Annotated in this window: 21 protein-coding genes and 1 tRNA gene; 9 read left to right on the top strand and 13 right to left on the bottom strand. The window is 64.2% G+C overall.

The window, feature by feature from the left end; genetic code table 11:
- A partial coding sequence (locus tag VKP62_02920) for a 2-hydroxyacid dehydrogenase (GenBank protein ID MEB3196133.1) occupies positions 1-1,008 on the top strand: 1,008 nt, incomplete at its 5' end.
- Between the two features lie 133 nt (positions 1,009-1,141).
- Positions 1,142-1,783: a nitroreductase family protein gene (locus tag VKP62_02915; GenBank protein MEB3196132.1), complete on the top strand. Its 642-nt coding sequence runs from the start codon at positions 1,142-1,144 to the stop codon at positions 1,781-1,783.
- Positions 1,784-1,828: 45 nt separating this feature from the next.
- On the opposite strand, the gene VKP62_02910 is transcribed toward VKP62_02915, so the two are convergent.
- From VKP62_02910 to VKP62_02900, 3 genes are all read right to left on the bottom strand, one after another.
- A tRNA-Val gene (locus VKP62_02910) sits at positions 1,829-1,901 on the bottom strand.
- A gap of 35 nt (positions 1,902-1,936) precedes the next feature.
- Positions 1,937-3,073, bottom strand: coding sequence for an AI-2E family transporter (locus VKP62_02905; GenBank protein MEB3196131.1), 1,137 nt, complete (start codon positions 3,071-3,073; stop codon positions 1,937-1,939).
- A gap of 10 nt (positions 3,074-3,083) precedes the next feature.
- Positions 3,084-3,827 (bottom strand): hypothetical protein, encoded by a 744-nt coding sequence (locus tag VKP62_02900; protein ID MEB3196130.1) that lies wholly within the window; start codon positions 3,825-3,827, stop codon positions 3,084-3,086.
- Between the two features lie 234 nt (positions 3,828-4,061).
- On the opposite strand from VKP62_02900, the gene VKP62_02895 reads away from it, so the two are divergent.
- On the top strand, positions 4,062-6,257 hold the full coding sequence (locus VKP62_02895) for a hypothetical protein (GenBank protein MEB3196129.1): 2,196 nt from the start codon (positions 4,062-4,064) through the stop codon (positions 6,255-6,257).
- Positions 6,258-6,306: 49 nt separating this feature from the next.
- On the opposite strand, the gene VKP62_02890 is transcribed toward VKP62_02895, so the two are convergent.
- From VKP62_02890 to hydA, 3 genes are all read right to left on the bottom strand, one after another.
- The gene (locus VKP62_02890) at positions 6,307-7,722 is read right to left on the bottom strand and encodes a hypothetical protein (GenBank protein MEB3196128.1); all 1,416 of its coding nucleotides are present in this window, start codon (positions 7,720-7,722) and stop codon (positions 6,307-6,309) included.
- Complete coding sequence (locus tag VKP62_02885) at positions 7,706-7,987, bottom strand: hypothetical protein (GenBank protein MEB3196127.1); 282 nt, start codon at positions 7,985-7,987, stop codon at positions 7,706-7,708. The genes VKP62_02890 and VKP62_02885 overlap by 17 nt, the downstream gene beginning before the upstream one ends.
- Positions 7,988-8,058: 71 nt before the next feature.
- Positions 8,059-9,483, bottom strand: coding sequence for a dihydropyrimidinase (hydA, locus tag VKP62_02880; GenBank protein MEB3196126.1), 1,425 nt, complete (start codon positions 9,481-9,483; stop codon positions 8,059-8,061).
- Positions 9,484-9,652: 169 nt separating this feature from the next.
- On the opposite strand from hydA, the gene VKP62_02875 reads away from it, so the two are divergent.
- Positions 9,653-10,582, top strand: coding sequence for a GNAT family N-acetyltransferase (locus tag VKP62_02875; protein ID MEB3196125.1), 930 nt, complete (start codon positions 9,653-9,655; stop codon positions 10,580-10,582).
- A gap of 120 nt (positions 10,583-10,702) precedes the next feature.
- On the opposite strand, the gene VKP62_02870 is transcribed toward VKP62_02875, so the two are convergent.
- Both VKP62_02870 and VKP62_02865 read right to left on the bottom strand, forming a co-directional pair.
- A complete protein-coding gene (locus tag VKP62_02870; GenBank protein MEB3196124.1) occupies positions 10,703-11,701 on the bottom strand; it encodes a hypothetical protein in 999 nt (332 codons plus the stop codon).
- Between the two features lie 137 nt (positions 11,702-11,838).
- On the bottom strand, positions 11,839-12,705 hold the full coding sequence (locus VKP62_02865; protein ID MEB3196123.1) for an ABC transporter permease: 867 nt from the start codon (positions 12,703-12,705) through the stop codon (positions 11,839-11,841).
- Between the two features lie 187 nt (positions 12,706-12,892).
- On the opposite strand from VKP62_02865, the gene VKP62_02860 reads away from it, so the two are divergent.
- Entirely contained in the window at positions 12,893-15,223 is a 2,331-nt protein-coding gene (locus VKP62_02860) for a tetratricopeptide repeat protein (GenBank protein MEB3196122.1), read from the top strand.
- Positions 15,224-15,297: 74 nt separating this feature from the next.
- On the opposite strand, the gene VKP62_02855 is transcribed toward VKP62_02860, so the two are convergent.
- Positions 15,298-15,780, bottom strand: a complete 483-nt coding sequence (locus VKP62_02855) for a hypothetical protein (GenBank protein ID MEB3196121.1) — start codon at positions 15,778-15,780, stop codon at positions 15,298-15,300.
- Between the two features lie 63 nt (positions 15,781-15,843).
- Positions 15,844-17,067 carry a patatin-like phospholipase family protein gene (locus VKP62_02850; GenBank protein ID MEB3196120.1) on the bottom strand — a complete coding sequence of 408 codons (1,224 nt, stop codon included), beginning with the start codon at positions 17,065-17,067 and terminating at the stop codon, positions 15,844-15,846.
- A 255-nt stretch (positions 17,068-17,322) separates the two neighbouring features.
- Between VKP62_02850 and VKP62_02845 the strand changes: the two genes are divergently transcribed.
- The 3 genes from VKP62_02845 to VKP62_02835 are packed head-to-tail and all read left to right on the top strand — an operon-like array spanning position 17,323 to position 22,498.
- Positions 17,323-18,705: a hypothetical protein gene (locus tag VKP62_02845; GenBank protein ID MEB3196119.1), complete on the top strand. Its 1,383-nt coding sequence runs from the start codon at positions 17,323-17,325 to the stop codon at positions 18,703-18,705.
- Positions 18,689-19,648, top strand: a complete 960-nt coding sequence (locus tag VKP62_02840; protein ID MEB3196118.1) for a hypothetical protein — start codon at positions 18,689-18,691, stop codon at positions 19,646-19,648. Before VKP62_02845 ends, VKP62_02840 begins: the two co-directional genes overlap by 17 nt.
- Positions 19,649-19,705: 57 nt before the next feature.
- Entirely contained in the window at positions 19,706-22,498 is a 2,793-nt protein-coding gene (locus VKP62_02835) for an AAA family ATPase (protein ID MEB3196117.1), read from the top strand.
- A 107-nt stretch (positions 22,499-22,605) separates the two neighbouring features.
- On the opposite strand, the gene VKP62_02830 is transcribed toward VKP62_02835, so the two are convergent.
- The 3 genes from VKP62_02830 to VKP62_02820 all read right to left on the bottom strand — a co-directional run bounded on the left by VKP62_02830 (position 22,606) and on the right by VKP62_02820 (position 24,530).
- Entirely contained in the window at positions 22,606-23,151 is a 546-nt protein-coding gene (locus tag VKP62_02830; GenBank protein ID MEB3196116.1) for a hypothetical protein, read from the bottom strand.
- A gap of 74 nt (positions 23,152-23,225) precedes the next feature.
- Positions 23,226-24,287 carry a thiamine pyrophosphate-dependent dehydrogenase E1 component subunit alpha gene (locus VKP62_02825; GenBank protein ID MEB3196115.1) on the bottom strand — a complete coding sequence of 354 codons (1,062 nt, stop codon included), beginning with the start codon at positions 24,285-24,287 and terminating at the stop codon, positions 23,226-23,228.
- Between the two features lie 105 nt (positions 24,288-24,392).
- Positions 24,393-24,530, bottom strand: a complete 138-nt coding sequence (locus VKP62_02820) for a hypothetical protein (GenBank protein MEB3196114.1) — start codon at positions 24,528-24,530, stop codon at positions 24,393-24,395.
- Positions 24,531-24,763: 233 nt separating this feature from the next.
- Between VKP62_02820 and recA the strand changes: the two genes are divergently transcribed.
- Complete coding sequence (gene recA, locus VKP62_02815) at positions 24,764-25,867, top strand: recombinase RecA (protein ID MEB3196113.1); 1,104 nt, start codon at positions 24,764-24,766, stop codon at positions 25,865-25,867.
- Positions 25,868-25,907 lie beyond the last annotated feature (40 nt).

Genomic DNA, 25,907 nt, shown 5'->3' with positions numbered 1-25,907 from the left:
CTGGTCCTGTTTGATTGCCACGCCTATGAACAGCGCAGTTTTCAGGCTGCCGCAGCCGCCCATGTCCACCGTTTGACCTACCTGCCCGTGCGCCTGAGCCGCGAGACGGCCACGCTGGCACGCGGATTCCAGGGCGTTTGCTGCTTCGTGAACGACACGCTCGACCGCGCGGTGCTGGAGATCCTCGCCAACGGTGGCACCCAGGTCGTGGCCATGCGCTGTGCCGGGTTCAACAACGTCGACTTACAGGCGGCCTCGGCCCTGGGATTGGTGGTGTTGAGAGTGCCCGCCTACTCGCCCCACGCCGTGGCCGAGCACGCCGTGGCGTTGTTGCTGTGCCTCAATCGCAAGATTCACAAGGCGTATGCGCGGGTGCGGGAGGGGAATTTCTCTCTGAACGGCCTGATGGGCTTCGACCTGCACGGCAAGACCGTGGGCGTCATCGGAGTTGGTCGCATCGGGCATTGTTTCGCGCGGATCATGGCAGGCTTCGGTTGCCGAGTGCTGGCCTTCGATCCCCATCCCGATCCGCGCGTGGCCGACGGCGTGCACTACGTGTCACTGGAAGACCTGCTTTCCGAGTCTGACATCATCAGCCTGCACGCCCCGCTGACTCCCGACACCCGCCATCTCATCAACCGAGAATCTCTCGCCAAGATGAGACGCGGCGTGGTGTTGATCAATACCAGCCGTGGGCCGCTGGTGGACACGCAGGCGTTGATCGAAGCGTTGAAACAGGGGCAGGTCGCCGCGGCGGGACTGGACGTCTACGAACGGGAAGCCGGAATTTTCTTCGAAGATTGGAGCGACACGGGTCTCCAGGATGACACGCTGGCCCGCCTGCTGAGTATGCCGCAGGTGCTGGTGACGGGCCATCAGGCCTTCCTGACCGAAACAGCGTTGCAGAACATCGCCGAGGTCACCCTGCTGAATCTCGATGCGTTCGAACGCGGAGCGCCCCTCGAAAACGCCGTCACTCCGGCATCGGTCCTGCCTCCACGCATCTGACGAACGCAGCGGCCGCGCGTCCGTTGGCGCTGCCGGTCGACGGCTGGCCTCCTCATGCGGTAATCTTTGGCACCCGATAGCAGCCTGGCGGCCTGAGCCACCGGGAAAAACCCATCACCGGAAGGGGAATACGATGTCCACGGATTGGCTTGAGCGTCTGCGCTGGCGCTATGCGACCAAGAAGATGGATCCGACACAAACCGTGTCCGAAGCCAGCCTGAGCCGGATCATCGAGGCCATTCGCCTCGCCCCCACCTCGAGTGGCCTGCAGCCCTTTGAGCTGCTCGTCGTGACCAACCCGGCGCTGCGGGAGCAGATTCGCCAGGTGGCCTGGGGCCAGGCACAGGTCACGGAAGGTTCCCACCTGCTGGTGTTCGCGGCCTGGGACACCTACACGGCCGAACGCATCAACATGATGTTCGACCTGGTGAATCAGGTCCGGGGCAGCACCAATGAGGGATGGGAGCGCTATCGCGCCAAATTGCTCGCGGAGTATCCCGCTCGCGACGCCGAGACCAATTTCCAGCACGCGGCGCTTCAGGCTTACATTGGCTTGGGCTTTGCCCTCGCAGCCGCCGCGCTGGAAGGTGTCGACGGCACCCCGATGGAGGGCTTCGAACCGGACGCGGTCGATCGCATTCTCGGCCTGCGGGAACGCGGCCTGCGCAGCGTCGTGCTGCTGCCCCTCGGCCATCGCGACGAGGCGAACGACTGGCTGGCCAAGCTACCGAAGGTGCGGCGGCCGGTGGAACGATTCGTGACGCGCGTCGAATAGCGACGTGACCACCGGGCGAGTTTTACCTTGTTCGGTGGTCATCAGTGGGCGATACTGGATTCGAACCAGTGACCTCGATCTTGTAAGGATCGCCGTCTAACCGCTGACATAATCGCCCGAGGATAACACCTTAACACGCCCGTGCGAGACGCCTCAACCCTCCGGCGAGGGGGCAGGTTGCCCGGGCTGAGCCGTGGCCTCATGTCCATCGACCCCTGACAGGGGCACGGGTTCCAGCTGTAGACGATCGGCCCAGGCCCGCTCCATCGGTTCGATGTAAAGATTTTGAACCAGCACCTGCACCATCGCGAGCAGCGGAACGGCAATCAAGGCGCCTGCAAAGCCGAACAGGTTGGCTCCGACCAGCAGGGCCAGGAAGACCATGCCCGGTGACAGGGCCACGGCGCGGGAAAACACGATCGGAGCCACGACATTGCCCTGAATCAGATTGCCGACAGCAAAGATCATCACCACCGCCGCCGCAGTCTTCCAGCCCACCGTGAGCGCCACCAGAACGGCCGGGATGGCCCCCAGCAGGGACCCGACCAAGGGAATCAGTTCGAAGGCCCCCGCCAGCAGGGCCAACGCCAGGGAGAAGGGAACCCCGGCGAGGGTCAAGGCGAGGGCGAGATAGGCACTCAGGAAGGCAATGCTGGTCAGCACGCCCTGCACATAACCGCCCAGCTTCAAGGCGACCGGCTCGAACTGAGCTTCCAGGGTCGGCCGGTGGGCAGGCGGGGCCAGCGCCAGCAGGCCTCGCTTGAAATCAGGTCCGTCGAGCAGGATGAAGCACGTCAGCATCATCACCACCGCAAAGGTGGCGAAGCCTCCCAGCAGGCGGGTGGCCCAACCAAGTGTCGAGGTCAACCAGGTACCGGCATTCGCAGACAGCGTATGAATGGCGGAGTCCATGTCGGGCAACAGGCGATAGCGCGCATCGAATCCCTGGAGCCAGGCATACGAGGCGCGCACATTCTTCATGTAAACCGGGAAGTTCTGGGCCAGTTGCTGCGACTGTTCAGCCAGAGTGGGCACCAGGGCCATGGTCAGGGTCAGCAACACCCCCACCACGGCCCCGAACATCCCGGCGATCGCCAGCGGTCGCGACCAGTTCCAGCGGGTCTGCAGCCAGCGCACCCCGGGATACAGGCCTGAGGCCAGAATGGCAGCGACCAAGATCATCACCAGAACATCTGGAATGCGCAGCGCTGCCGCCGCCAACGCCAAAATCCCCAGGGTCAGGACGACCGACCGGGCCGACAGGTGAATGGTGATGGTCTGTGCCGACACGCGAGTCCTCCTAGAAGACGAATCGGGAGAACAGCCCCACGTTCGACCCCAGAAAACTGTAATCGGGTTGCGAGGCCGTCGCGTTGATCACGAACCCCTCCAGCACCAGGCTGAACCAGTCCGTGAGGCGCACGGCGCTCTCCGCCGTGAACTGATTACGCCACTCGAGTTCCCCGATCTGGTCGTACATCCGCAGCTGAGAGCGCAGCGACAGCGTATTGGTCCAACGGGGGAGGGTCACATCCCGCAAGGTCAGATAGACCGAATGGCCCAGATAGCTCGTCTCCCGAACCGCCGCGCGGAGCGCATCGAACTGGTAGCCATGGAAAAAGAGGCTGTTCTCGCCCAGCGGGAAATAGGCCACGGCCCCCCCGAAGGCATCGCCATCCAGGCGATTGGTCGAACCGGGGCGCTCCCCCTGCTTGTAGAGCATTTGAACACCGGCGTACCCGTACAGCGGCCCCCAAAGGCGGGCAGAGGCCAGGCTCGTGCCTGACAGAAAGGTGGCATCAAAGTCAGGGTTGAAATGGTAGCGCGAGTTCAGCGCCTGCGCCCGCACCAGCACGCTGCGATCATTGTCCGACCAGGCGGTCCAGGCCACGTCAAGGTTGTTCCGCATCACCCAATCGGGTGTTCCTCCGGCCTGCTGTTGCAGGTTGGTGGTGGATTCGAGGGACGGCTCGAATCGCACGACCCACGACTTGCTGGAGGCCATGGCCGGCTGTGGGTCCAGACCCAAGAGCAGCAATGCCAAGCCCAGAATCTGCGGGCATCCGGCACGGCAGGGGCTCGCGCGCTCAGGCCCGCTGCGTGGGCGCTGCAAGGCGGTTGCTGGGACCAACGCGGGGCCTCCGTGGCCGGTGGAGTTTCCTGTACCTTGCCCACAGGGCAAACGGCCCCAGCATCGTACGAGGGCGGTGGCGGTGCGTCAAGCACCGGTTTGCAAGGCAGCGCCGGAAGGCGCTATCATGCGACGAAGAGGTCTCGCTTGTCTCCACTTTCTGCCCGCCGCATCGCCCCCTTGGTACTTCAGCCCTCGCCTCGACCCGATTGGGATCATGCCAGGACGCCACGCGCCTTGCTGCGCACCCCTGATGCTGAGTGGGGCGCGGCTCTGCTGTTCGAGCAGCAGCCGGACGGCTTCTGGGCACCGTCCCACCTTCGCGAGGAGGACGGACTGTCGTGGCGCTTGAAGGACGAGACCTGGCGATTTCTGGAACGCCTTGCGCTTCAGTTGACCCGAGGGGGAGAACCGCTGCCCCTGAACCTGACATCCGTCGAGTTGAGCCCCGAGCAGGTGGAATACGTGTTCGCCGTGGACGCGACGGCGCGGCTGGTCATGTCGGTGTCGCTGGTGGAGCTTGCGGAGGAAAGGACCTCCGTGTTGCGCTACCGTTTCACCTGGGAGGGGGATGACCAGGCGGTAAGCCTCAGTCTCAAGCCCTGGCTGGACATCCGCCGCTGTGGGCAAGCCCCCGATCCCGCTCGTCACCGGGTCAACCCGGTTGATGCCCAACACCTCACCGTCGTCAACACCAACCACTGGCTCGCCTTCCGCTTGAGCCGGGAAGCCGAGTTTTTGCCTGCCCGAGAGCAGCGCGACGTGCGCTACCCCCTGGGTGAGGGGCACCGCCTGACGACCGACCAGCACGTTCATTTCAAGCCAACCCAAACCAGAGCCTTCGCCCCGGGCGTATGGCGAACCTCGCTGGGCGAACCGCTGGACCTCTTCGTCCAGGCTGGGCTGGCCGAGGCAGCCCTGCTGGGTGCGCTCGAAACCGCACAGGCGGTCTGCTCGACAGCCCTCACCAGGCAGCAGGCACGCTATGAAGACTGGATGACCCGCTGGTCCCACCTGGACGAGCGGGTGGCCCGCCACCTCTATGTGGCAGCGGAGAAATTTTGGATTCGCACAGAGACGGGTGAGGTGCCGGACGCGGACGCGTCACCCGCCCGACGTTGCCTGACGCGGTTGGCGCTGGACGGCCTGCGCCAGAACTGGAAGACGCTGGAAGCTGCCGGCAAGTGGCCTCAGGTGCTGCACACGCTGGACGGCTGGTTGAGCTACCAGGATCCACGCTCGGGGCGTTTTCCCATTCGCTGGCCGGGGGGCGAGACGGCGCGTCAGTGGTTTGCGAAAACGGGTTCCCTGCCGGCGGACTACTACGAAGCGAGTGACCTGGGCTTGCCGTTGTTCACCTGGGTGGGCGAAGCCTGGGAACAGCTGGCCGCGAGTGACCGCCTGGAACCGCTCTGGGAGGCGTATCAGCGTATGTTCCAGGGGTTCAAGCTCTCTCGGCTGACGCGTCGCCACGGAGGCCCGGTCCTGCTCGAGAATGGCATGCTCCTGTTGCTGCCACACCATGGTTGGATGGATGCCAAACGAACCGTCTTCACCGACAAACTGACGGTGACCGACCTCCCGGCCCGTTGCCCCCTGGCCTGGCATTTGCAGGACGTCGCCCAGTTCAAGGACAGCCACTATACCTGGGAGCAGTATCAGTATCCGACGTTCTACCTACCGGAGGCCAATGCCCTCTGGTTGCGCACGTTGGAAGTGGGCATCCGGCTGGCGTCATGGGCGGGCAAATCGGACTGGGTCGACGAGCTGCAACAGATCGAGGCCAGCCTGAGGGAGCACTTCAAGGGCATTCTTTGGAACCAGCGCGCCGCCAATCTATACAACGCCGTCACCCTCGATCGACGGATCGACGGAACGCCCACCGTCGCGGCCATCGAAGCGGCCGCGCTGTTGGGGGAACCTTTTTTCTCCCGCCTGGAACTGGAACAGATCTGGCAAACGGCACGCAACCGACTCCTCCTGACGGATGGTGACACGGGAACCGCCGTGGGATTGCTGGCCCGCGACACGGCTGAGCGCCTGTTTCAAGACGGCTCACAGCTTCACGATGCCGTCTGGCATCCCCGTGCCCTGCCGGCCGTGCTGCGATTGCTGCGGCACCTGGGCCAGGAAGCGACCCGGCGCGACATGGTGGAAGCCTTGCTAACCCACGGTCACGACGAAGGGGCCCTTTTTTACGTCCAGGAGGCCTTTGTGCCGGCGGAGGGTCCCAACCCGACCGCTGCCTCCAGCGGTGCCTTACGCCCTGTCCCGGTGAGGTCCACCCGGGTGTGGTGGAGCCAGTGCGCCGACGTACTCTGGGAGAACGCTGCCGAAGGCTGAAGCCGGTCAGGAAGACGGGACCATCCCCCCATCGGACCGCCACAATGGCTCAGCGCCGGGCCAGATGAAGCAGTTGACGGGTGGGCGAAGTCGGCGGCAACCACTCCCCCTCGAAACCCGCGCGAGAGAACGCGTCCACCAAGGCCTCGCGCGTATAAAATGAAAAGTCGCGCGGACTGGTGGCACGCAGACCCCGACTCATCGGGTCATCGGGGGCAACCCACTCGAAAAGCGCGTGGCGGCCCGCCAGGGCCGTGACCATTTCAGCCAGCTGTGACAGCGCGATCTGATGGGTGAAGACCAGGTGGTGGACCAGCGCCAGAAATAGCGCTGCCTCGGCGCGCAATCGTTCCCAGGCAGCCGCGCGCTGAGTCCCGCACCAGCCCATCCCTCCCCCCGGATGACAGATATCCAGGCACAGAGGCAGCAGGTCCAGCCCCTCAGCCCGACTTCGGGCGTAGAGAGCAGCGAGACAAGCCTCATCCTGGTCCACCGCCACCACCGAAATTCCTCGGCGGGCAGCCAACAGCGAGAAATGCCCCGCATTCGCTCCCACGTCCAGCAACGTTTGGGGTCTCCAGCGTGCCAGCCACTGGTCTACCAAGGCCTGCTTGGTGGCCTGTTCTGACTGATCCATGCTCGGGCAGGTCTGATAGTAGGCCAACCACGGCGCCGCTGGGGGCGCCACCCGTCGAGCGCGCAGTTCCCGCCTGACGCCGGCCAGAAAGGTTTGCCGGATGCGGGGGAGGTGGGGGGAGGAGAAAGTGGGGCGCTCGGCCGGCGACACCTCCGAGTGAGCAGCTTGCTCCAGGCGAGCCTGCCAGGCCAACCGGACCGCCGCCCAAGGATGACGCAGCCAGTACGTCGCAGGCAAGAACGCCAGGGCTTGGCGCGAATTCACGCCCCAAGCGGGATCTTGCAGGCGCGCCCGGGCCAGGTCCCTCTGGCCGGCTTCGAACAACCTGAGAGGATTGAGGCACAATCGCTCGAATTGCTGGTGGGGAGTCCAGAGCAGGTGCTGAGAGGCGGGCCCGAATGAACCCCAGTCAACAAAGACCGGGCGCCCCCCCTGAAACAGCACATTCCAGGGGTGCCCGTCGAGCAGTTCCATCTCCGCTTCAGCGAGTTGCTCGGCCACCTCCAGAATCGTGTCAGCGGCGTCCTGAAGCATCGGAGCCGGCCATTCGTGAGGGTAGCTGATCCAGCGAACGCGCTCGTGGGTCAGGTGCAGCGTCCCGTCGGACAAGACCTGCTCCTGCGCCGACACCAGGGTTCCCCGGTTCACCAGCTGACGAGTGGCCGGATGCGCGAGGACCGAGCGCATCCATGCCACGGCCGAGGGAAAAATGCGGCGCGTCGGTTGCCCGTCGACCCAGTACAGGGCCCCGTGCGGGTCTGCCTGAGACATCGGGTCTCGCTGTTCAGGCTTCACCAGGCGGCCGTTGGGCTCAGCGGGTCGGGTCATCCAGCGCAGATTCAGTCGAACTCGGCCCCAGCAGCCTTTGCTTGAGCAGACGCGACAGGGCAGCGAGTTTTTGGGGGATCAAGCTCAGGCTGATGAAGGCGGAGGCCAGCAGGACATACATCGACTGCAAGCCCGCGCCGGCCGCGGTGGGGTCGACGTAGGCCTGAGCAGGGGAGGCGTCCAGCAGCCAGGCCGCACCCGCCACAGCCGTCATCGTCAGCCAAGGTTGGCGCGAGGAGCAAACATTCGGCAACTTGCTTTGCATAACACCCATCCTATCACGCCGTCCAGGTGAGCCTTGGTGATGCACCTCACCTCATGTCGGCTGACAGGCATTCAGACTGAAGGCGCCAAGCGCGACGGATTGCGCAGCAGGGCATCGAAACGGGCCCGCTTGAGGAAATTTCCGCGACCGGCACGCCCCTGCCAGCGATTGCAGTCGACAATCACCTGCCCCCGGGAAATCACCACATCAGGATAACCCTGGACTTCAAACCCTTCGTAGGTGCTGTAGTCGACCCGCATGTGGTGGGTCGCCGGATTGTTGACGCTGATCACCTCGCGCCGGGCCGGGTCGAACACCACGATGTCGGCATCCGAGCCCACCGCGATCGTGCCCTTCTTGGGGAACATACCGAACAATTTGGCGGCTGCGGTGGAGGTCAGTTCGACGAACTTGTTCAACGAAATGCGGCCGGTTCGCACGCCCCCGTTGTAAACCAGGGCCAACCGGTTCTCCACTCCGGGCGCGCCGTTGGGAATCTTGGCGAAACTGTCCCTGCCGAGTTCCTTCTGTCCGGTGAAGCAGAATGGACAGTGGTCCGTGGCGATCGCCGAGAGATCCCCCATGCGCAACCCGGTCCACAACTCCTGCTGATTCGCGGCGTGGCGCAGCGCGGGCGTCATGACATATTTGGCCCCTTCGAAGTCCGGTTTGTCGTAGTAAGACTCGTCCAGGAACAGGTATTGCGGGCAGGTCTCCGCGAAGGCGTGAACCCCCCTATCGCGGGCGCGCTTCAATTCGTTCAGGGCATCGGCACTCGACATGTGAACGATATAGACCGGGCATCCCGCCACCTCGGCGATCGCGATCGCCCGATGCACCCCTTCCCCCTCCATGCGGGTGGGGCGCGTATGGGCGTGCCAGCGCGGCGCCGTCTTTCCCTCTGCCAGGGCGCGCTTGACGATCTCGTCGATCACGATGCCATTCTCGGCGTGCATGCACACCAACGTGCCGTCTTCGCCGGCCTGCCGCATCGCCCGAAAGATGGTGCCGTCATCGGAGTACAGCACGCCAGGATAGGCCATGAACAGCTTGTAACTGGTCACTCCTTCCTCGGCGAGTCGGGGCATCTCGGGCAAGCGCGCATCCGGCATGTCGGTCACGATCATGTGGAAGCCATAGTCGATGGCCGCGCGCCCCGCCGCCTTCTCGTGCCAGGTTTCCAGTGCCTGGAGCGTCGACTGTCCCTTCACCTGCACCGCGAAATCGATGATGGTGGTCGTGCCCCCGTGGGCGGCCGCTACCGTGCCTGATTCGAAGTCGTCGGCGCTGTTGGTGCCGCCAAAGGGCATATCGAAGTGCGTGTGCGGATCGATGCCGCCGGGAATCACCAGCTTGCCCTGGGCGTCGATGACCTGGCTTCCCTCGATCGACAGATTTTCGCCGATCATCGCGATGCGCTCGCCTTCCACGTACACGTCGGCGAAGTAGTCGTCCACCGCGGTGACAACCCGTCCATTCTTGATCAGAAGACCCATGGCTCCCCTCCTCCACGCGCAAGACGACAGGGCGCACGCGGCCCTGGGCGGCTCTTGCTGTTTACCCGGAATGCGCCCCCCCCATTCTGTTATGATGATGCCCGGCGCTGGGGCCCATTGGCGGCCGCGGGCCCGAGCATACGCTGGAAAACGAGCGAGCGAGGTGAGCATGCCACTGCGTGAATTCCAGATGGGCGACATCCCCGCGATTGCCTCCATCCGAAACGCCTCGGTCGAACTGAGCCCCGACTTTTTCTCCATGACGCTCGACCGTTTCCGCTACGACTTTTACGGCGCGGATCTGCCCTTGACGAGTCGGATCGTGGTGGCCGAGAGCGACTGGCGCGTGGTGGGTTTCTATCACCTATACACGGACGAGCGCTTGCTGGCCCAGGGTCGCTCCAATCTGGACTCCATCCACGTCGCCCCGGAGCAACGGGGCAGCGGCGTGGGGGCCGACCTGATGGCCTCCGCCCTCAACACCGCGCGCGGGTGGGGGGCCCGCTACGTGTCAACGGCCATCCCGGAATCCAGCCCGCGCAGCCTGGCCTTCCTCGAACGTCACGGATTCGAGCGCGTCCGCCGCTTCGACCTGTTGCGCCTGAATCTCCAACCCGACTTGACACCCCCCGCCCCGCTCAACGGCTTCCTCCTGCGCACTTTCAGCCAGGGGGATGAGCCCCGCTTCGTGGCGGCCTTCAACGCGGCCTTTGCGGATCACTGGGACTTCGTGCCACTGGATGCATCGCACGTCCAGATCTGGAATCGGCGCGACTCCTTCGACCCGGAGGGCTGCTTGCTGCTTCAGGATGCGAACAACGGTGAGCTTGCCGCCTTCGTGACGGTGCTGCATCAGACACCACCCGAGGTACAGCCCAGGGTCGCTCGCATTTTTGAGATGGGCGTGGTTCCGGCCTACCGGCGCCAAGGATTGGGTTACCACATCCTGCAACAAGGACTGGCCTATGCCGCCAGTCATGGCTTCACCGCCGTCGATCTGGTCACGGACGCACAGAGTGAAGCCGGGTTGCAGCTCTACGCCAAGGTGGGTTTCACGGACAAGCGCTCCAGCATCGTGCTGCATCGCCCCGTGACCTGACCGTTCAAGACGTGTCAAATCGGACGCCCTTGGGGGGTAAACGCCCTCAAGCGACGCGCCCCGAGGCGGCTGGCTGGCCCACGCGGTCGCCCTCGGGTCGAACCTGTCTGGATACGTGCGTCAGAGGGAATCGTAGATCATGTCGGAGATCAGCGGACGCGAGACGCGATCGTGGACCAAGCCCAAGGTGATCCCGACCAGCGCCCCGACCACCGTTCCGACGATGGGCAGCGTCATCGAGCCGATGGTGGCCCCCACGGCGGCCCCAGCCATCCCGGTCGCCGTGTATCCAACCACGTCGGCGGCGAAGTTGGTGCCCAAGCGTTTGACGTCCGACTGGTCACGGTACTTGTAATCGACGAAGGCATTCAAAGCAGAGGCGGGAATGGCCCAAACGGCGGACGACTTGAGGGCCTTCAGACCTCCCGATACGCCCGCTCCGATGGCCTGCCCCAGGCCCAGGCGCTGCCCACCGTGGGTGGCTGCCGTGAGGCTGATGGGCTGGGCGACCTTCTTGCCGAGCGCCCCGAGGCTGACGGCCCCCTCCGAGAAGATCTTACCGAAGGCCTGAATCGCCCGTCCAAATTGAAACGTGAGCAAGCTCCCGACCACATCGAAGGCATTCCCCACCAGCGCCCAGCTCAACTTCAGCAAGGGTTCACCGGCCGACTCGACAATCGCCGCGACGCCCTTCGCCATGGTCGCGTTGGAATTGCGGGCGATCGCCGTGGCGGCCCCGACCGCCGCGGCCGTTCCCGAAGGCAAGGCGCGCGCCCCCAAGGCCATCATGCCCGCCGCGCCGGTCTGCAGCAGCGGGCCGTCGGCATAGGCCACACCGGGCGTCGCTTGAATCCCCACCGGGGCCGCAGGTCCGGGGTTGGGAGCCGTCAGGAACCCGGGAGTGGCAAGGCTGGAGGCGCCATAACCGACGTTCGGCCCCCCCGACCACCCCGTCGAGGGAGGGGCCGCCGGGACCGCTACGGTGACCACGGGAGGCTGCTGAGGTACCCAGGCGTCCGTCAGCACCGGGGGAGCCGGAGGCGCAGCAGGCGGCAACGTGGGGGGAGCCAGCGGTACAGGGCTCGGCGCGAGCATCTGTGGTTGAACAGGCTGGGTCATCGCGGAGTCCTCGGAGCACCACGCCGTGAGACGGCTGCCGTGCGGGGGGCGCACCGAGTTTATCCAGACCCGCCCCACCGGGCTTGCCACATTGCGGATAAGGAGCGGTTAAGTTTGGCCTAATTCTGAGCCAGCGGTCAGAAGCGGCTCGTTCCCCGGGCCAGCCGCCGATCCGCCATCATGTTCACGGCCAGGACCGTGAGAAAAATCGCCGCGCCGGCAGGCAACCCCAACCAGGGGGCGTGGAAGAAATAGGCCTTGGCTTCGCCCACCATGGCCCCCCAGGTCGGGGTCGGGGGCGGAACGCCCAACCCCAGGAAGCCGAGCGCGGCTTCCATCAGCAGCATGTCCGCGAACTTCAGGGCGAGCAAGGTCATCGCGACCGGGCGCACGTTGGGCCAGACGTGTTCGCTCAAAATCCTCAGATGGCCGGCTCCGAGGGCCCGACTCGCCTCGATGAACTCCTGCTCTTTCAAGGCCAGGACCTGACCTCTGACCATCCGGGCCAGGCCAGGCCAACCGACCATGCCCAGAGTCAGGACCGCGGACCACGGACCGGGCGGCAAGACTGCCGCCAGGGCCACGGCCAGCAAGATGGCCGGGAAAGCCATGAACACCTCGGTGGCGCGCATGACCCCCTGGTCAACCCCGCGTCCCCAGTAACCCGCCGACAGACCCAGCAGCAGCCCGAGGGCGCCCGCCAGCAAGGTGGAACCGGCGGCGATCAGCAGAGACAGCTTGCCGCCGTGCAGCAACCGCGAAAGGACGTCTCGGCCCAGCTCATCCGTGCCCAGCGGATGGGACAAGGAGGGAGCCAACGGCGTCCCGAACGGGCTCAGACCATCGGGCAGCTGCATCAGGGGATCGCAGGGAGCCAGCCAGGCCGCCGCCAGCGACGCCCCTACCAGGCCAACCAGCAGGCAGCTCCAGACGGCATCAAAGGGACGCCGACGAGGGCGGGAGGGCGAAGCAGGGTCAGGAGTCTCGGGAACTGGCGTGGACATGGGACGTGGCCGATCGTAGCACGCGCACGCCACGGCAGAAAGGCGGCCTCACCCCTTGCGTTCGTCTCCGCTCGCGCGAAGTGCGCGACGGGCCACCCCCGAATCACGACGAGGAGGGCCAGAAGCACCGCGAAATGGCGCGTGCAAGTCACAGCCCAGCGGCTGGCGGGAGTGGTTAAATGAAGGCATGACGCGACACGCTGCTCAGCTCAGCTCCACCCTGCTGCTCCTGGCCATCCTGCCCCTGAGTGGGATGAGTGTTCCCTTGTCCCCCCTGGCGGAAGGGCGGCTGGCTTATCGCATCGGGCGCTACGAGGCCGCGGAGGCGCTGTTTCGCTCCGCCGCCGAGGACCCCCGTCGCTCTGCCGAGGCCCACCTGTGGCTCGGAAGGGTTGCCTGGCGTCAGGGCGAGGCGGAGGAGGCGCTGGGATTCTGGCAACAGGCGGCGGAAGCCCCGGAAACGTCTCAGGAGGCGGAGGTCGAGATGACCGACGCCCGCCAACTGCTGTTGAACCTCACGGGGCTACTCGACCGCTATGGCGCGATGCGGATTGCCGGGCCGGGCGGCCCCGGGGCCGGCGTGGAAGATTGGCGCGCCCTGGCACGAGATTTCGACCTCCTGGCCGAGCACGCCCGTGACACCTTGGTCGGGCGCCGAGCCAGTTTGATGGCGGGCGATGCCTACGCCCATGCCGGAGAGACGGCGGAAGCCATCAAGCGCCTTCAAACCGGCAGGGCGCGCCACCGGCTACTGGGGGACTGGGCCCTCTGGCGTCTGGCCGCCCTTGAAGGCGAGCAGGCAGAGTCCCATTTGCGCACCTTGCTCGACCAGCACCCCAGAAGTCCGCTTCGCTGGGAAGCCCGCGTGAAACTGGCGGAACTGGCGCCTGACCCTGCGCAGGCGCGCGACATGTTGCGCGCCGTGGTGGCGGAAGCCGGTCAGCGACCGGCAGCGGAACGGGCACTTTTCTTGCTCACCCAGCAGCCAGGGGCCTCGACGCAAGAGCTGATGCGTTACTGGGATGCCTATCCGGAAGGGCTCTACCTGGATGAGGTGGTCCGGGCCCTGTCCGCGCGGTCAGGTCTGTCGGCCGATACCTTGTACCGGATCGGCAGCCATCATTTTTTCCGCAGCGACTACCGGCAGGCGGCCCGCTATTTCGAGCGGGTGCGTAGCCCGATGGCCCTGTACCGTCTGGGGCGGAGCTTGTGGGGGCTGGACCAGCTCGACCGGGCGATCGCCACCCTGCATCGGGTCGTCGGCGGAGACCGTTCCCTGACAGGCAAAGCCTGGCTCACCATCGGACAGATCGAAGGCCAACGCGGGCGCTGGGGGGCAGCGGTGGCCGCCTATCACCGGGCTGCCGCGTCAGGGGGGGAAGCCGGCGTCACGGCTCGCGAAAAGCTTTCCAAAGCCTTGCGGGAGCAAGGGCGGATCGACGCCGCGCGTGCCATGGAGCGCAGCATCCTCCAGCATTACCCGTGGAGCGAAGAGGCCACCAACATCACCTGGAGCGAATTTCTGGCCGCCATTCGCAACAAGCGATTCCAGGACGCCCTGGTCAATGGGAAGCGCCTGGCCCGCCACAATCCCCATCACGTTTACGGCGTCGCGGCGCAGTACTGGATCGGTCGCATTTACGAGAAAATGGGACGTCGCGACGAGGCCCTGGGCGTCTATCGGGGCCTGATCGGGCGGTCTCCTTCCAGTTATTACGGCTGGCGGGCCACCTTTCGGGAACGCGTCCTGACCGGCACGGGAGCGGACCCTTGGTTTTCCACCCGGCCGGGCAGAGCCGTGCAAGATCTGCCCGTGCGTTACACCGACCTGCTCGGTCCTCGCGAGCGCGCGCTGGCCGGAGGCGTGGCAGGAAGCCCCCTGCCCACCGAAATTCGCGACTGGCCGGAGGCGGTTCGCGAACTGCTGTTCCTGCGCCAATTCGATGTGGCGGACGTCCATGTGCGCGGCACCCGTTCCTCGAATGTGAAGGCCTGGCTGAGCTTCCTGCAGCAACGCTATGCCAGAGCCATCGCCGAGGAGAAGGGAGAACCTCGCCTCTCCTACCCGCTCGGTTTTCCCTCCCTGCTGCTGAATGCCGCCGGCCGTCACGGCCTGGACCCCCTGTTGCTGGCGGCGTTGGTGCGGGAAGAAAGTCGTTTTGATCCCCAAGCCCGCAGCTGGGTCGGTGCCACGGGCCTCGCGCAGTTGATGCCATTCACGGCGGAGTGGGTGTACAAGCAGGTGCCGGACGTGATCGGTCGGCCCCTGACCGACCCCCATTGCAATCTGCAGCTGGGAGCCTGGTATCTGGCCTTCACCCATCGCAATTTCGACGGCAGTGGACATTACGCCGTGGCCGCCTACAATGGCGGCCCCGGGGCCGTGGCTCGCTGGCGGCGAGGTTTCTCTGGTGACCCGGATGAATTCGTGGAGAGTATTCCGTACCTGGAGACCCGGCTGTACGTGAAAAAGGTCTTCGCCAGTTTCTGGAACTACTGCAAGCTCTACGCGCCCTGAACCACCGTGGCGTCGCGCCGCCCGAGACGCTTCAAAGCAGGTCCCCGTGGGCGCCGCCTACCAGGCCGATGTCCTCACAGCACGTAGGCAGCGGAGAAGCTCTGCGTGTAGCGTCCATCTTCGGTCATGGCGTTCCAGCCCGCGCGATAGGCACCGCTGGGACCATCCGAGGAAAAATAGCGGAACCGACCAGAGGCGCACTCGCACAAGGGTTCGCCGTCATCATAGACGCTGTTGCCGTTGCGGTCGCTATACGCGCGCAGGGTGAACACCACGGAGCGCGTCTCATCCGGTTGCTCCATCAGGTCCGTGGGAGGCCAGGCAGGCAGGCTGAGGCTGAAACTGCCGTTGGCGGCCGAGGTCGAGACAATCTCGCGTTGTTTTCCGCCGGCCTTGGCACTGCCGATCAGGCCCACCCGGACCTCGGCCCCCTTCATGTCCTTGACCGTGCCCAGCACCTTCGGCCCGGGGGGACCGGAGAGGAGGGCGCCGACAGGCAGGTTACAAGCCGTCAGCAGGGTACTGGTCAGCCACAAGACATACAGGCGACGTGCCATCGAAACCTCCCCAACCATCATCACAACGTGACCATTCCCAAAGCGATCATGCGGGCCCCTCTTTCAAGCGGGAGCCTCCCGGTTGGACACCAGGCGCTGGTCCAGGATCACACGGGCATCCTGGAGCCCCCGTTCAATGTAGTCGAGCATGAGCGTTCGGTCCTTGAAACCCGCGAACAGATCCCCCTTCAAAGGCGCCGAAGGAATGATGGGAATCAACCGTACCACCCGCCGAGCCAGAAAGGCGTCCAGATTCTCGAATCCGGCGGCCACCGCCAGATCCTGGTTAAATTCGTTTCTCAAGACCTCGCCCTCACCGTCCCGCTGGAACAACCGGTGCAGCGCCTGAATGCGCTTGTTGACCTTTTGAACCTGGTGATAGTTGTTGATGATGAACTTCCCGGCCAGCATCTCGGCCATCCGATTGAACACCTTCACGATGTCATCTGGGTCCTGCTCCGGGGGCGGCACGATGGTCGTGGCCATCACCACCAAGACGGTATCCACCTCGGGGTCCAGCTTGATCACCTTGCCGATGGGCGCGTGGTCGGTCATTCCGCCGTCGATGAACATGCCGGGCTGGCTGGCCCCGGGCAGCGTCATCCGCATCGGCGGGAAGGCCAGCGGAAAGGAGGAACTGGCCATCACCACATCGAGCATGCGATTGAACTGAATGAAGTTCTGCGAGGGGGCCAGGCCGGGATACCAGTGAAAGTCCTCGAAATGAGCCCAGGCCCGCTCGATGGTCTCATCTTCGGGCCTGAGGGTGGTTTGACCCAACAGGTTGCAGATGGCAGCGGAAAACTTCACCGAACGCGCGTTGCTGGTGGGAAAATTCCATTCCTGGGCCAGTTTCCGAAACAGCGAGTGCGAGAACAACGAGACAAACTGCCCCCGCAAGATCGTCTCCAGCGTCCCGATCGATCGGGAATCAAAGCGGGTCGGAATGAAGATGCGTTCAAAGGGGTCGATCCCGAACCGCAGGAACAGGTTGTTGAGCGACTTGCGTTCCAGGTCACCAGGCCCATCCTCCCCGTCGAAGCTGTGGTAGAACCCACGCAGGTTCACCCGCTCGGTCCAGGTGCGGATCATGAAGTCGTCCACGCGTTCCGGACAGAAATTCCCCCCCAGCATCAGGCCCGTCATCATGGCGCCGCTCATAGCCCCGGCGGAGATGCCCACGATCACGTCGGGTTCGATCCCACGCTCGGCCATCGCGCGGATCACACCCAGCTCATAGGCGCCCTTCGATACGCCGCCGGAGAGAACCAGCCCGAGCTTTCCCATACGTTCCTCTGCGTGACTGCCGGCCAGCGCTCTCCCGTTCTCTCGGTGATACGCCCGCCGACCCGACCATCATGCCCTCGTGCAGGCGCATTTATACCAGGTCATCAGGCCACGGCCGGGGGGAGGGCCGGGCTGGCCGCCAGAGCGTGACCAAGGGCACCACCGGCCGAGGACATAACGCGGTATGATGAGGCACGATCAAGGCTCTCACACGGCTCGCCTCGAGCGAAGCGTCCTCAGGGCCTCGGAGTCTGCATGCCCCTCGAATCTCCCCCATCCACGACGCCCGGACCGGTCGCGTTCAACCCGCTGGCCGGCGAGGAAGAAGCCGCCGCTCCCGGCTCCGTCCGCAGGCGAGCGGTCGAGCAGTTTTTGGCCGACGGCTGGCGGGCTGAGCAGGTCGATGCCCTGCGCCTTCACCAAGGCTTCCATGCCCTGTTCCCGCTCTTTCTGGCCCTCACCCGGGGGGCCAATGAAGCGGCGTTTGTCGTGCGCGTGGCCTTCATCCGGGAACTGTTTGCCGATTGTCGCGAGCGCTTCTGGGACAAGGAGACCATGCAGCGCATCCTGCCGTGGCTGAACGCCGAGGCCCTCGACCATCTGGTCTCGACCTTCCGCCAGTATGGATGGTTGGACTTCGACCGGACGCGCGGCTACAGCTGGACGGAAATGGGGGTCAACGCGGCCGCCATGCTGGGCATGTTGGCGCAAGCGTCGCCCCAACGTCAGGAAATGGGCATTGCCCTGTACGGTGTCGAATTCTGCCTGCAGATGGGCTACGACCCGCTGGACGTGTTGTACAACTTGCGCTCGCGCTTCGATGTACTGACCCAATCGCTGATGGAGGCGCTGGACTCGCACTCGGAGGTTCGACTGGTCGCCGTGCAAGACCAGCTCGACCAGTGTCTGGCCCTCTCTCAGGAAACCCGCCGGGTGCTGGATGGGCTGGACCTGGGGCGGCGGGAGATCCAAACCGAATATCAGGCCATTCATCAGCATCTCAGCCAGCTCCACGCCTACCGGTCTGAACTGATCCGGGTGCTGACGGGCATGGGCGAGCAGTTCGTGTCTTTGGAAGGAGGCATCAACCAGCTCGATATCACGCGCATGCTGATGGCGGCAGACGTCGACCAGCTCGCCGCAATTGCCAAGGACGCCTTCCGCTGCCCTGCCTTCATCCCCCCCTTCTTCGACGAGGCCCTGTTGGTATCAGCGGCCGAGTATCACCTCCATCGGGAGTTGATTGAACTCGAGGAGGAGGAATGGAACGAACCCGTTCCCGTGACCACCACCACCGTCGTCACCCACAACCGGGAGACGATCGCCGAGGCCGTCGCCGACCTCGAGAAATTCGCCTCGGCCAAGACCCTGATTCCGCTGTACGAATTTGCCACCGTCGATGAGCCGGCCCTGGCCCTGTATCGTTTGTCGCTGCTGCCGCTGGTGGGCACCCCCGTCGCCCCAGGTGAACGTTCCGACTCCCCCGTGCAGCGCCTCAAGGTCGTTCCCCTGCACGTCGACCGGCCGGACGAGACCACCCTGCTGCATTCCCCTACCACCATGATCAAAGAGATCACCGAGGCCTACCTGAGGCCACACGCGATCGTTCGAAAGGATTCTCATGGACGCGCCGTTTGAAGCAGAGGGCACGCCCGCAACCGGGCCGAACGAACCCCGTTTTACGCCTGCCCCCACGGGAGACGTGGCCCGATTCGTGGGCCTCGACCTGCCTGGATTCGAGACCCCGGTTCCGGTCGACATGACGTCAGGCACCGCGACCGAGACGTTCGGCCCCTCCGTGGCGACTCCGGCAGGCGGGTTCCGCGAGACCGATGATGCGGCCTTGCTGGAACCCGTAGCGGCATACGACGTTCCGGAGAATGCCGTGGGACGCGTGGCGGAAAACGACGAAATTGCTGGCGTGCTCGCCCCATTCTTCCACAAGGGTTTCCTGGCGCGTCGAGAGGCCAAGTCGTTGATGGACCCAGCCAAGCGCGCCGAAGCGGAGCGCCGCCTGAACGGCATCGGCTTGACCTTGGCCTGGAGCCCCTATTCCCGCTACTACGGCCTGGCGCTCGCGGATGGCCCTGGCAATCGCACCGAACGCATCACCAACCTGGCCGAACTCGACCGCAACGCCCTGGCCCTGCTGGTGGTGCTGTGGGCCCGACTGGTCCTGCCGCAGCGGCTGGCGGAGGAGGGCCGAGAAGGCGGTATTTCAGAACCGGTGGTGTCCTTCGAGGCGCTCAACGCGGAGTTCGGCAAGAAGCTGGGCGGGCGACGCTTCGAGATGTACGTGAGCCAGTTGAAACGTCTGGGTTTTCTTGAATACGTCCGCAAGGACGAGATCAAAGCGGGTCCGTTTCTCGATCTGCTCGGAGACAGCCAGAAGCTGTCTGCCTTTCTCCGACAAAGCACCCTGGCCAAGGTGCTGGCCGAACAGCCTGTCCCGGAAGAATCCGAGGAGACGACCGGCGAGGAGATGGGCTGGCACGCCGCTGCGGCTCTGGCCGAGGCAGCCGCTGGTCCGATCGTCTGGGATCCTGTCGCTGATGGCTCGGACCTCCCCCCTCACACCTGACGCCAGGATGGATTCCTCGTCCGTGCGCGGAGAGGTTTGACCGGAGCAATTGAAACCATGTTCAAAATTCTGAAGCTCTCATTTTCCAACTGGGATTGCTGGCGCCCGGTGTCGGTACCGCTCGATGAGCCGATCGTCATGCTGGCGGGACCCAATGGAAGCGGGAAGACCACCTTTCTGGACGGCATTCGCATCATCCTGAATGCGCCACGCCTGTCGACCAAACGCCGGCGCAACAAATACATGCGCGACAAGCGTCAGATGACGGTGGTTTCCGCCCTGGTCAGCAACTATGAATCGGAAGTGGGCCGCCCCTTTCGTTGTCTCAACATTCAGGATGATCTGGTCACCCTGGCCTGTGTGCTGGTTCCCTCGGCCGGTAGCGTCGAAAGTCGCTACGTGATCTTGCCGGGGGAAGCTCCTTTTTCGGACATCCAGGCCGCCTTCACGCAGAACAAGATGCTGGGGCCAGTGGAATACAGCGACATCCTGTTCAAAGCCGGCGTCAGCCGTTCCTTGCTCTCGATCCTGGCCATCGAGCAGGGGGAAACCAACAAGCTTTGCGAACGGACACCTCACGAGTTGTTCACCTATGTGATGCAGATCAAGGGACAGCGCCAGGTCTTTGACCGGTACCAGGAAGCCAAGGACAGTTATCACCGGGCCCTCGCCGACCTGGACGAACAAACCAAACGGCTGGGCGTGGAACAGGCTTCGCTGGAACGGCTCGAGCGTCAGAAGCGGGAATTCGATGTATTTCGGGACCGCCACGGCCAGGTCGCGCACTACCGCAACACCTTGCTGCCACTGGCTGAATACAAGGACGTCATGAACGACCTGAAACGCCTGGGGCCAGACCTGGAAAACGGCCAACAACGCCTGGGAGCCTTGAAGGGCGACCAGGAAGCCCTGAAGGCTTTTCACGCGAAGGAAATCGAGGCAAAGGCCACCCTCACGGCGGACCTGGCAGCGGCGCGAGAGCGCGGCCAGGGCCTGGATCTCGAACGCAAGGGCATCATGCAGGAAGGACGGGAACTCGATCAGGCCGTCGGCCGCTTCGAGTCAGCACGCCTGGCGGCTGAAAGGGTCCTCGAAGAGGACATGGAAAGCTTGCAAGCAGATGTGGACGTGGCCGAGGAGGCCGTGGGTGAGGCCCGCGCGCGTCTCAATCGCCTGGAAGAACAACGCAAGGAACTGCTGGCCGTCCTGGCCTCCTTGCAAAAGGGGCAGGTCGTCTATCCTCCCTTCGTGAACGACATGCGCACGACCCTGCGGGACGCGGAGATCCCCGCGACGCTGGTGGCGGAAGCCCTGGAGGTGGTGGATCAACGTTGGCAACTGGCGATCGAGTCGGTGGTCGGTGGCGATCGCTTCAACTGGATCGTGGCGCCGCAACACCACGTGGCGGCCTTGGAACTGGCCCGCCGGGGACGTTACCGCCACTACATGTGCGAGCCGAACCGTGACCAATCCCTGGCCCCCCGGGCAGGGTCTGCCCTGGCAGCGGTCAAAGTGCTGGATTCCCGCGTACCGCGCTGGATCCTGGAACGACTGAACGAGACCGCCCTGGTCGAGGATGTCCAGGAAGCCAAGAGCGTGATCGGGCGTTTCCAAGCGGCCATCACCCCAGACGGATACAAGGTCGACCGGCGTGGCGGCATCTTCATCGGGGTGCGTCCCGGAGAATGCTACCTGGGTCAGATGGGCGTGACCTCGCGGGCTCAGGAAGGGCTCAAGCGCGTGGCCGAGATTGAAGAAGAAGCCCGCGACGTCAAGCGTGACATTCAACTCTACGCCAAGGAACTGGCCGAGCGCCGACAAGCCCTCGCCGACCAGGAAAAACGCCAGGAATGGGAACGCATTCGCCCAGAATACGAAGCCTTGCTGGCGCGTCGTGAAGGTTGGCAGAGCCAGCTGAATACCTTGGAAGCGCAACTCAAGGGCGCGCAGGATGAGATCATTACCAAGGCCCAGGCTGCAGCCAACGCCGATCGGGATGCCAGCCAGGCCGAACACGACCTGGCCCGGCTACAGCGAGAGATCGATTCGCTCTCAGCCCAACTGGCCAGCCGAGGACCTCAACTCGCAGCCCTGGAGACCAACCGCCGGCGTTTGGAAGAGGTGATCCCGGAAGCCAGCCGCACGCCAGAGGCGCTGGCAGGCATTCCGCTGCCCGACGTGGTGCGTCTGCGCATCCACGAGATGGAAGGAGAGCTGGGTCGCTACGCGGGCTGCACAGACCCGGCCATCGTGACGCTCTGGGAAAAGCAGGCTGAAAACGTCCAGGCCCAGGAGAGCTTCGTCACGCGTCGGCTGCGGGAAGTCAACGAAGGTGAGGCCGAACTGAAGGCTTGCCGAGGCAGTTACATCCGCCTGGTGGAACAGGTTCTTGAAGAATATCGTGGCAACGCGCTGCGGCTGGCGGAGAAAGCCAACATCAGGCTCCAGATGGAACTGCCGAAACTGTCAGCGGACGACGATGGCATCGAGAAGGCCGGCGTCCATGTCCAGGTGGCCTATGACGGAAAAGACCTTCGCCCCCTGTCGGACCCCGACCTGTCTGGCGGTCAAAAGGTGATCGTCAGCTTGTTGTTGCTCATGGCCCTGACGGACGGCGATGGTGGCCAGGGCCCCGGATTCTTCATTCTGGACGAGCCTTTCGCGCATCTGTCCGTGGAGCGCATCGACGAGGTCGGCGACTTTTTGAAGGCGTCCCGTGCGCAGTTCATTCTCACCACCCCGACGACCCACAACCACAACGTCTTCAACCCGGCCAAGTTGACCATCACGCTCTTCAAAAAGCCTCATCACGAGCCCCTCGCTCCGCCTCCGGTGGTGTGTCGGGTCTGACAAGAAGACCGAAGGAGCCCCCAAGCGACCACGCGCGCCTGGGGGCTCAGCTATCTGAAAGAAGCCGAAGAAAAGCTAAAGTCCTCAGGAAAGGCTCTTCGCGGCGATCAGAACGCGACGCGCCAGGCCACCCCGTTCGGACTGGCGTACCCACCCGACACGACCAGTTCCTGGTTGGGCTGTACGCGGTAGGCCAACTCTGCGGCCGGTACGATCCAGGGCATCATGAGGGGTCCTGCCGTCCAGCGACCAAATACGGGCCCCAGGGATGCCCGCAGCCACCAACGCTCCAACAGGGGCAGTTGCCACGAAACCACCAGGGCTGGCTGCAACCAGGGCAACAGGTTGCTGTCGAAAAACTGCTCGGTGGGGTCACTGGGGGCCGTGGTGGGGTCAACCCAGTTGAAGCCACCACTCAGCAAGGCCCCCACACTGAGGCGATGATCCCCCCAGATCCGACGCCCCACCCGCAAGGCCAGCATGTGGTTCGAATCGCGCCGCAAGGGATTGGCCCAATCGAGGCCCCCAGCGAACCCCAGCAACCAGCCACTGGCCACCCCACTCAAGGCCAGATCAGCTGCAAGGTGAAGCGTCAGGTCCGATCCGCCCAGGCTCAGCGAGCGAACGCCCGGCGAGAGATCCATCAGGGGCAAGGTAGTCGCGTTGGCGGGGCACGGGGCCAGCAGTTGAGGCGAGAGAAGCAGCCCAAGGGCCGCCAGGAACCGTCTCATTCCTGGCGCAGGCCGATGTGGGCCTGCCACTGTTCCCGGATGTGCCAGGGCATCTCGGCATAGACTTCGTCAAAAATCGTGGACACCTCCGGGGGGCCGGCCTCCTCGGAAGCCTTGGCCGCTTCCAGCAATTCGGCATGACAAGCGTCACGTACGGACTTACCAAAAGCCTCGTCCCACAGACCGAGCGAGGCCAACTGGGCCTCGTATCGGGCGATCGGGTCCTTGTCTCGCCACGGTGCCACCTCAGCTTCGTCCCGGTACGCGCTGGGGTCATCAGAGGTGGAGTGTGGCCCGACGCGATAAGTCATGGCCTCGATCAGGGTCGGTCCCTCGCCACGCCGCGCCTTCTCGAGCGCGCGTTTGGTGACCCCATAGGTCGCCAGCAGGTCATTGCCGTCCACCTGGACCCCCTCGAAGCCGAAGGCGGCCGCACGCGCCGAAATGGTCGGCGAGGCCGTTTGCATGTGCGTGGGAACGGAAATGGCCCAACCGTTGTTCTGGCAGAACAGCACCAGCGGGACCTTCCAGACACCTGCATAATTCAACGAAACCAGCACATCCCCGGAGGAGGCGGTGCCGTCCCCAAAATAGGCCATCACAGCCACCGGGTCGCCTTTCAGCTTGGCCGCATAGGCCGTCCCGACCGCCTGGGGCACCTGGGTGCCGACCGGCGCGCTGATGCTGACATAATTGATTTCCCTGAAGGTGTACTCAGGCGGAAGGTTACGCCCCTTGGCGTTGTCGATCGCATTGGCGAACAGATGATCCATCAGCTTGCCGACGGGGATGCCCCGCACGAGCGCGGCCGCGTGCTCACGATAAGAGGGAAACAACCAGTCCTGGGGCTCAGAGGCCAGGGAACTCCCGACGATCGCCGCCTCCTGGCCGTAGCAACCCAGCCAGGAGTGAATGCGCCCCGTGCGTTGCAAGGCCGTTGCCCGGTCGTGAAGCAAGCGCATCATGACCATGGTCCGATAGGCGTGATGAAGGCGCACTTCATCCAAACCGTGGGTCTCGACACGATCGGATGATTGCGTCAGATGATCCGCCGTCATGGGGGTCCTCCCTCGTCAGCCCGACTGCGCGCCGTCAGTGCCGCAGCGACTCATGCTAGCACGGCCACAGCGCCAGGGGCCACCGAAGCAAGGTAACCGCTGACCTCAATCTTCGAGATAGAAATCCTCGGGCCCGGCCCCACAATCAGGAAAGGGACAGAGATCCGGGGGGTGTTCCCCTTCCTCCACGTAACCACAGCGCGAACAGACCCAACGCTTGGTCTCGGTTGTCGTTTCCGGCATCGGCCCATCATCCTCCCTGGCGTCCCAAAGCACGTTTCCAAGTTGCCGGTCCTTCTATACCCTGGGGGCATCCCAGCCAGAAACATGAGGCAGGCCCGCATGTGAGCCAGGGCACTTGCGCATCGAACAGATGTTTGGTAATCTTGCCCCGAGAGTCGAACAAATATTCGAATCCAAATCCTTCAAACGGACGCACCGCGCCCCCGCTTCAAACCCAAAGGAGTCTACTCGCCATGGCCAAAATGGATGCCACCGGTTCCCGGATTGACGCCAACCGTGATGGAGCGCTCAAAAACGCCATTGCCCAGATTGAAAAGCAGTTCGGCAAGGGCGCCATCATGAAACTGGGTGATGCCGCCAAGATGCGCATCGAAGCCATTCCGACCGGGGCATTGACCCTGGACCTGGCGCTTGGCGTGGGGGGCCTGCCCAAGGGCCGCATCATCGAGGTCTATGGACCTGAGTCAGGCGGTAAAACCACGGTCGCCCTGCATTCCGTCGCCGAGGTCCAGAAGGCGGGTGGTATTGCCGCCTTCGTCGACGCCGAGCATGCCCTGGACCCAGCGTACGCGCAGGCCTTGGGAGTCGACATCGACAACCTGCTGGTCAGCCAACCTGATACCGGGGAACAGGCGCTTGAAATCACGGAAGCCCTGGTTCGGTCGGGAGCGGTGGAACTCGTGGTCGTGGACTCGGTCGCGGCCCTGGTGCCCAAAGCTGAAATCGAAGGGGAGATGGGCGACAGTCACGTGGGACTTCAAGCGCGCCTGATGAGCCAGGCGCTGCGGAAGCTGACAGCCGCCATCGGGCGAAGCCAGTGTACCGTCATCTTCATCAACCAGATCCGCGAGAAAATCGGGGTCATGTTCGGCAATCCGGAAACCACCACGGGCGGGCGGGCGCTGCGCTTTTATGCCAGTGTACGTCTGGAGGTGCGGCGGGTTGAGACGCTCAAAAAAGACGGCGCCGAATTCGGCAACCGAGTAAAGGTCAAAGTCGTCAAAAACAAGGTTTCGCCTCCTTTCCGGGTCGCAGAGTTCGACATCCTGTTCGGCCGAGGGATCAATCGCGTGGGATGCATCCTGGATGTGGCGGTCGAGCACAGCATCGTCCAGAAGAGTGGCGCTTGGTTCTCTTATAGCGACAACAAGATCGGCCAGGGAAGAGACAACACGGTCGCCTTCTTGGAAGGCAATCCCGCCATGGCGCAAGAGATTGAGAGCCTCGTCCGACGCAAACTGGCACTCATTCAACAAGAGCAAGCCGGGCAGTTGACCACGGAAGCGCCAGCCGAAATCGAGGAAGACGAAGACCTCCTCGAAGACGAGGCCTTCTAAAGAACCCACCTCAGCGCATCGCCCGCCGCCCTTTGTTGGG

The sequence above is a fragment of the Candidatus Sericytochromatia bacterium genome, assembly GCA_035285325.1.
GTDB lineage: Bacteria > Cyanobacteriota > Sericytochromatia > S15B-MN24 > JAQBPE01 > JAYKJB01.
Note: the sequence above shows the minus strand (reverse complement) of the source record. Positions and strands in the feature narration are given on the sequence as shown.